3 protein-coding genes are annotated in these 6,114 nt (G+C 71.6%); 2 read left to right on the top strand and 1 reads right to left on the bottom strand.

The features are described 5' to 3' along the window. Positions 1-160: 160 nt before the first annotated feature. Positions 161-2,914, bottom strand: a complete 2,754-nt coding sequence (gene polA / locus AOK22_RS24505) for a DNA polymerase I (RefSeq protein WP_055700872.1) — start codon at positions 2,912-2,914, stop codon at positions 161-163. 124 nt (positions 2,915-3,038) lie between these two features. Between polA and AOK22_RS24510 the strand changes: the two genes are divergently transcribed. Further along, a complete protein-coding gene (locus AOK22_RS24510; RefSeq protein WP_055700873.1) occupies positions 3,039-5,333 on the top strand; it encodes an FdhF/YdeP family oxidoreductase in 2,295 nt (764 codons plus the stop codon). A gap of 48 nt (positions 5,334-5,381) precedes the next feature. Then, positions 5,382-5,870: a PaaI family thioesterase gene (locus AOK22_RS24515; protein ID WP_055700874.1), complete on the top strand. Its 489-nt coding sequence runs from the start codon at positions 5,382-5,384 to the stop codon at positions 5,868-5,870. Positions 5,871-6,114 lie beyond the last annotated feature (244 nt).

The following is a 6,114-nucleotide window of genomic DNA, read 5'->3' on the forward strand; positions in this document are numbered from 1 at the left end:
GCGCCCGAAGGGGCGCGGGGAACTGCGCGAGCAACCACACCCCACCCGCAGAGGAGCACCCCCAGAACACCCACAGAGCAGCCCAAAAGGCCCGCCCCACGAGGGCAAGGCCCCCGCCGAGGGGGGCCGAGCCCGGTGGTGGTCTCCCGGCCCGGGAGGGCTAGTGCGCGGCGGACTCCCAGTCCGCCCCCACCCCCACCGACACATCCAACGGCGCCCGCAGCGTCACCGCACCCGCCATCTCCTTGCGGACCAGCTCCTCCACCTTCGCGCGCTCCCCCGGCGCGATCTCCAGGACGATTTCGTCGTGGACCTGGAGCAGCATGCGGGAGTCGAGCTCCGCCTCGGTGAGCGCGCGGTGCACGTTCAACATGGCGATCTTGACGATGTCCGCGGCCGTGCCCTGGATCGGCGCGTTCAGCGCCATCCGCTCGGCCATCTCACGGCGCTGGCGGTTGTCGCTGTTGAGGTCGGGCAGATACCGGCGGCGCCCCAGCATCGTCTCCGTGTACCCCGTCGCGCGGGCCTCGTCGACGACGCGGCGCAGATAGTCCCGCACCCCGCCGAACCGCTCGAAGTACGTGTCCATCAGCGCACGCGCCTCGCCCGCGTCGATGTTCAGCTGCTGCGACAGGCCGAAGGCCGACAGGCCGTACGCCAAGCCGTACGACATGGCCTTGATCTTGCGCCGCATCTCCGCGTCGACGTCGGAGCCGTCCACGCCGAACACCTGCGAGGCGACCGTCGTGTGCAGGTCCTCGCCGGACGTGAACGCCTCGAGGAGTCCCTCGTCCTCGGAGAGGTGCGCCATCACGCGCAGTTCGATCTGGCTGTAGTCCGCGGTCATCAGGGACTCGAAGCCCTCGCCGACCACGAAGCCGCGGCGGATCGCCCGGCCCTCGTCCGTGCGGACCGGGATGTTCTGGAGGTTCGGGTCCGTGGAGGAGAGCCGGCCCGTCGCCGCCACCGTCTGGTTGAACGTGGTGTGGATGCGGCCGTCCGCGGCGATCGTCTTGATCAGACCCTCGACGGTCACCCGCAGCTTCGCCTGCTCGCGGTGGCGGAGCATGATGACCGGCAGCTCGTTCTCCGTCTGGGCGGCGAGCCAGGCCAGCGCGTCGGCGTCCGTGGTGTAACCGGTCTTCGTCTTCTTCGTCTTGGGGAGGTTCAGCTCGCCGAAGAGGACCTCCTGGAGCTGCTTGGGCGAGCCCAGGTTGAACTCGCGGCCCGCCGCCGCGTGCGCCTCCTTCACCGCCTGCTGCACCGCGCCCGCGAACTGCTGCTCCATGGACTCCAGGTGCGCGCGGTCGGCCGCGATGCCGTGCCGCTCCAAGCGGGCCAGGAGCGTGGACGTGGGCAGTTCGACGTCCGTCAGCAGGTCGCCCGCGCCGACTTCCAGGAGCTTGTCCCCGAAGGCCGCGCCGAGGTCGAGGATCGTACGGGCCTGCGCCATGAGCGACTCGGCCTCGGCCTGGTCGTCCTCCTCCGTACCGAAGGCGAGCTGGCCGTCGGCCGCCGACGCGGGCGCCAGCTCACGGCCCAGGTACTCCAGGGACAGCGCGTCCAGCGCGAAGGAGCGGCGGCCCGGCTTCACCAGGTACGCGGCGAGCGCCGTGTCCATGGTGACGCCGTCGACCGACCAGCCGTGCTCGGGGAAGACCCGCATCGCGCCCTTGGCGTTGTGCATGACCTTCGGCCGGGCCGGGTCGGCGATCCACGCCGCGAACGCGTTCTCGTCGGACTCGTCCAGGGTGGAGGGGTCGAACCACGCGGCCGCACCGCCCGCCGCGGCGAGCGCGACCTCGGTGACCGTGCCCGCACCCAGCTGCCAGGTGTCGACCGTGGCGACGCCGAGCACCGCCTTGCCGTGCTCGGCCAGCCACGGGGCGAGCTCGCCCGCACCGAGCACCGCGCCGTCCAGCTCGACGCCCGGCTCCGCGGGGACCTGCTCGGCCTCCTCTGCGCCCGGGTCGACGGCCAGGAGGCGCTCCCGCAGCGACGGGTTGCGGATCTCCAGGGTGTCCAGGACCATCGCGAGCGCCGTACGGTCGTACGCCGCGCGCTCCAACTCCTCGACGGTCCTGGGCAGTTCGACGTCGCGGACCATCTCCGTCAGACGGCGGTTGAGCTTCACCGACTCCAGGTGGTCGCGGAAGTTCTGCCCGGCCTTGCCCTTGACCTCCTCGGCGCGCTCCACGAGGTCGGCGAACGAACCGAACTGGTTGATCCACTTCGCGGCGGTCTTCTCGCCGACACCGGGGATGCCGGGGAGGTTGTCCGACGGGTCGCCGCGCAGCGCCGCGAAGTCGGGGTACTGGCTCGGGGTCAGGCCGTACTTCTCCTGGACCTTCTCCGGCGTGAAGCGCGTCAGCTCCGAGACGCCCTTCGTCGGGTACAGCACCGTCACGTGGTCGGTGATCAGCTGGAAGGAGTCGCGGTCGCCGGTGACGATCAGGACCTCGAAGCCGGCCGCCTCCGCCTGCGTGGCCAGGGTGGCGATGACGTCGTCCGCCTCGAAGCCGTCGACCGCGAAGCGCACCGCGTGCATCGCGTCGAGCATCTCGCCGATCAGCTCGACCTGCCCCTTGAACTCGTCCGGGGTCTTGGAGCGGTTCGCCTTGTACTCGGGGAACTCCTCGGAGCGCCACGTCTTGCGCGAGACGTCGAACGCCACCGCGAAGTGCGTGGGCGCCTCGTCGCGCAGCGTGTTCGCCAGCATCGACGCGAAGCCGTAGATCGCGTTCGTCGGCTGGCCCGTCGCCGTCGTGAAATTCTCCGCGGGCAGCGCGAAGAACGCCCGGTACGCCAGGGAGTGCCCGTCCATGAGGAGCAGCCGCGGGCGCTGCTCGCCGCCCGCCCCGGGGGCCTTCGTCGCCGCGGTCTCGGACTTCTTCTTCGATGCTGTTTCTGCCACGTCCCCGATCCTGCCACGCCCCACTGACAGTCCGGCCCCGCCCGACCCCTGAGCCGGGCAGTGTCACCGGTGCGTGGGAGGATCGGAGACGTAGCTCACGCAGGTGCTCGAAGGGGAGCCGACCATGGCAAGCAAGCCGCCCAAGGGTGATCCGGTCCAGGACGCGCCGCAGGTCGCGGAAGTGCAGCACGCGGCGGCGGGCCTGCCCGCGATCGGTCACACCCTGCGGATCGCGCAGCAGCAGATGGGCGTGCGCCGCACCGCGCTGACCCTGCTGCGCGTCAATCAGAAGGACGGGTTCGACTGCCCCGGCTGCGCCTGGCCCGAGCCGGACCACCGCCACAAGGCGGAGTTCTGCGAGAACGGCGCGAAGGCGGTCGCCGAGGAAGCCACCCTGCGCCGCGTCACGCCCGACTTCTTCGCCGCGCACCCGGTCGCCGACCTGGCCACCCGCAGCGGGTACTGGCTGGGCCAGCAGGGCCGCCTCACCCACCCCATGTACCTGGCGGACGGCGCCGAGCGCTATGAACCGGTCTCCTGGGAGCGGGCCTTCGACATCATCGCCGAGGAGATCACGGCCCTCGACTCCCCCGACGAGTCCGTCTTCTACACCTCGGGCCGCACCAGCAACGAAGCGGCGTTCCTCTACCAGCTGTTCGCCCGCGAGCTCGGCACGAACAACCTGCCCGACTGCTCGAACATGTGCCACGAGTCGTCCGGCTCCGCACTGACCGAGACGATCGGCATCGGCAAGGGCAGCGTCCTGCTCGACGACCTCTACAAGGCGGACCTGATCATCGTCGCCGGGCAGAACCCGGGCACGAACCACCCGCGCATGCTCTCCGCCCTGGAGAAGGCCAAGAACAACGGCGCGCGGATCATCACGGTCAACCCGCTGCCCGAGGCCGGACTGGAGCGCTTCAAGAACCCGCAGACCCCGCAGGGCATGCTCAAGGGCACCGCCCTGACCGACCTCTTCCTGCAGATCCGCCTCGGCGGCGACCAGGCCCTCTTCCGCCTCCTGAACAAGCTGATCCTGGAGACGGACGGCGCGGTGGACGAGGACTTCGTCCGCGAACACACCCACGGCTATGAGGAGTTCGTCGCGGCGGCCCGCGCCGCCGACTGGGACGAGACCCTCACGGCGACGGGCCTGGAGCGCGAGACGATCGAAGAGGCGCTGCGCATGGTGCTCGCCTCCCGGCGCACCGTCGTGTGCTGGGCGATGGGGCTGACCCAGCACAAGCACGCGGTGCCCACCATCCGCGAGGTCGTCAACTTCCTGCTGCTGCGCGGCAACATCGGGCGGCCCGGCGCGGGCGTCTGCCCGGTGCGCGGCCACTCCAATGTGCAGGGCGACCGCACGATGGGCATCTTCGAGCGGCCCGCGCCCGCGTTCCTGGACGCCCTGGAGAAGGAGTTCGGCTTCGCGCCGCCCCGCGAGCACGGCCTGGACGTCGTCCGCGCCATCCGGGCGCTGCGCGACGGCGAGGCGAAGGTGTTCTTCGCGATGGGCGGCAACTTCGTCTCCGCCTCTCCCGACACGGACGTCACCGAGGCCGCGATGCGCCGCGCCCGCCTGACGGTGCACGTCTCGACGAAGCTGAACCGCTCGCACGTCGTCACGGGCGCCCGCGCCCTGATCCTGCCGACGCTCGGGCGCACCGAGCGCGATGTGCAGATCTCCCCGGACGGGAAGAGCGCCGAGCAGTTCGTCACCGTCGAGGACTCCATGGGCATGGTGCACGCCTCGCGGGGCCGTCTGGCGCCCGCGAGCAAGCAGCTGCTGTCCGAGCCCGCCATCGTGTGCCGCCTCGCGCGCCGCGTCCTCGGCAGCGCTTCCCGTACGCCGTGGGAGGAGTTCGAGAAGGACTACGCGACCGTGCGCGACCGCATCGCGCGCGTGATCCCCGGCTTCGAGGACTTCAACGCGAAGGTGGCCCGCCCCGGCGGCTTCGCCCTGCCGCACGCCCCGCGCGACGAGCGCCGCTTCCCCACCGCCACCGGCAAGGCCAACTTCACGGCGGCCCCCGTCGAGTACCCGGCCCTGCCGAAGGGCCGGCTCCTGTTGCAGACCCTGCGCTCGCACGACCAGTACAACACCACGATCTATGGCCTGGACGACCGCTACCGCGGCATCAGGAACGGCCGCCGCGTGGTCCTGGTCCACCCCGAGGACGCCGCCGGGCTCGGTCTCGCCGACGGGTCGTACGCCGACCTCGTCAGCGAGTGGCAGGACGGCGTGGAGCGCCGCGCCGCGGGCTTCCGGGTCGTGCACTACCCGACGGCCCGGGGCTGCGCCGCCGCGTACTACCCGGAGACGAACGTCCTGGTGCCGCTGGACGCCACCGCCGACACCAGCAACACCCCTGCCAGCAAGTCCGTCGTCGTACGCCTGGAACAATCGGCGACCGACTGAGCGTTTGCTCAGCGACAAGCGGACGACGAACGATCGGAGCCGGGCCCCATGGGTGAGCAGCACAGCGTGAAGTTCCCGCAGGAGGTCATCGACGAGTACGCCTCGCTCGGTGTCGACCTGCCCGCCCTGTTCTCCGCGGGGCACCTCGGCACCCGCATGGGCGTGCAGATCCTGGAGGCCTCGGCGGAGCGCGTCGTCGGCACCATGCCGGTCGAGGGCAACACCCAGCCCTATGGCCTGCTGCACGGCGGCGCCTCCGCCGTCCTCGCCGAGACCCTCGGCTCGGTGGGCGCGATGCTGCACGGCGGCATCACCAAGCTCGCCGTCGGCGTCGACCTGAACTGCACGCACCACCGCGGCGCCCGCTCCGGCCTGGTCACCGGCGTGGCCACGCCGGTGCACCGGGGCCGCTCCACGGCGACGTACGAGATCGCGATCAGCGACGAGCAGGGCAAGCGGGTGTGCAGCGCGCGCCTGACGTGCATGCTGCGGGACGCCCCGGCGGGCGGCGGGGCCACCGACGGCGCGGCCGGCTAGCCCCGGCCCGGGAGCGGCGGCGCCCCGCGCGGATCGGCGGGATCCGCCGCTGATCCCACCCGGCGAGCGCACACACATTGTCGGAGCGTGACGCTCCGGTCTAGCGTCGGTGCATGAGGCACCGGATACGGCTCTGTGCGCTCGCCCTCGCCCTCCCCCTGACGCTCGCCACCGCCGCCTGCGGGGACTCGGGGACCCCGGACGCCACCGGCACCACCACCTCCCCCACGGCCTCCCCCGACAC

This window comes from Streptomyces silaceus (assembly GCF_001419745.1).
GTDB lineage: Bacteria > Actinomycetota > Actinomycetes > Streptomycetales > Streptomycetaceae > Streptomyces > Streptomyces silaceus.

Bases quoted from the DNA above. Each gene is read 5' to 3' on its own strand.
- AOK22_RS24510 (WP_055700873.1), top strand. From the start codon at position 3,039: ATGGCAAGCAAGCCGCCCAAGGGTGATCCGGTCCAGGACGCGCCGCAG.
- AOK22_RS24515 (WP_055700874.1), top strand. From the start codon at position 5,382: ATGGGTGAGCAGCACAGCGTGAAGTTCCCGCAGGAGGTCATCGACGAG.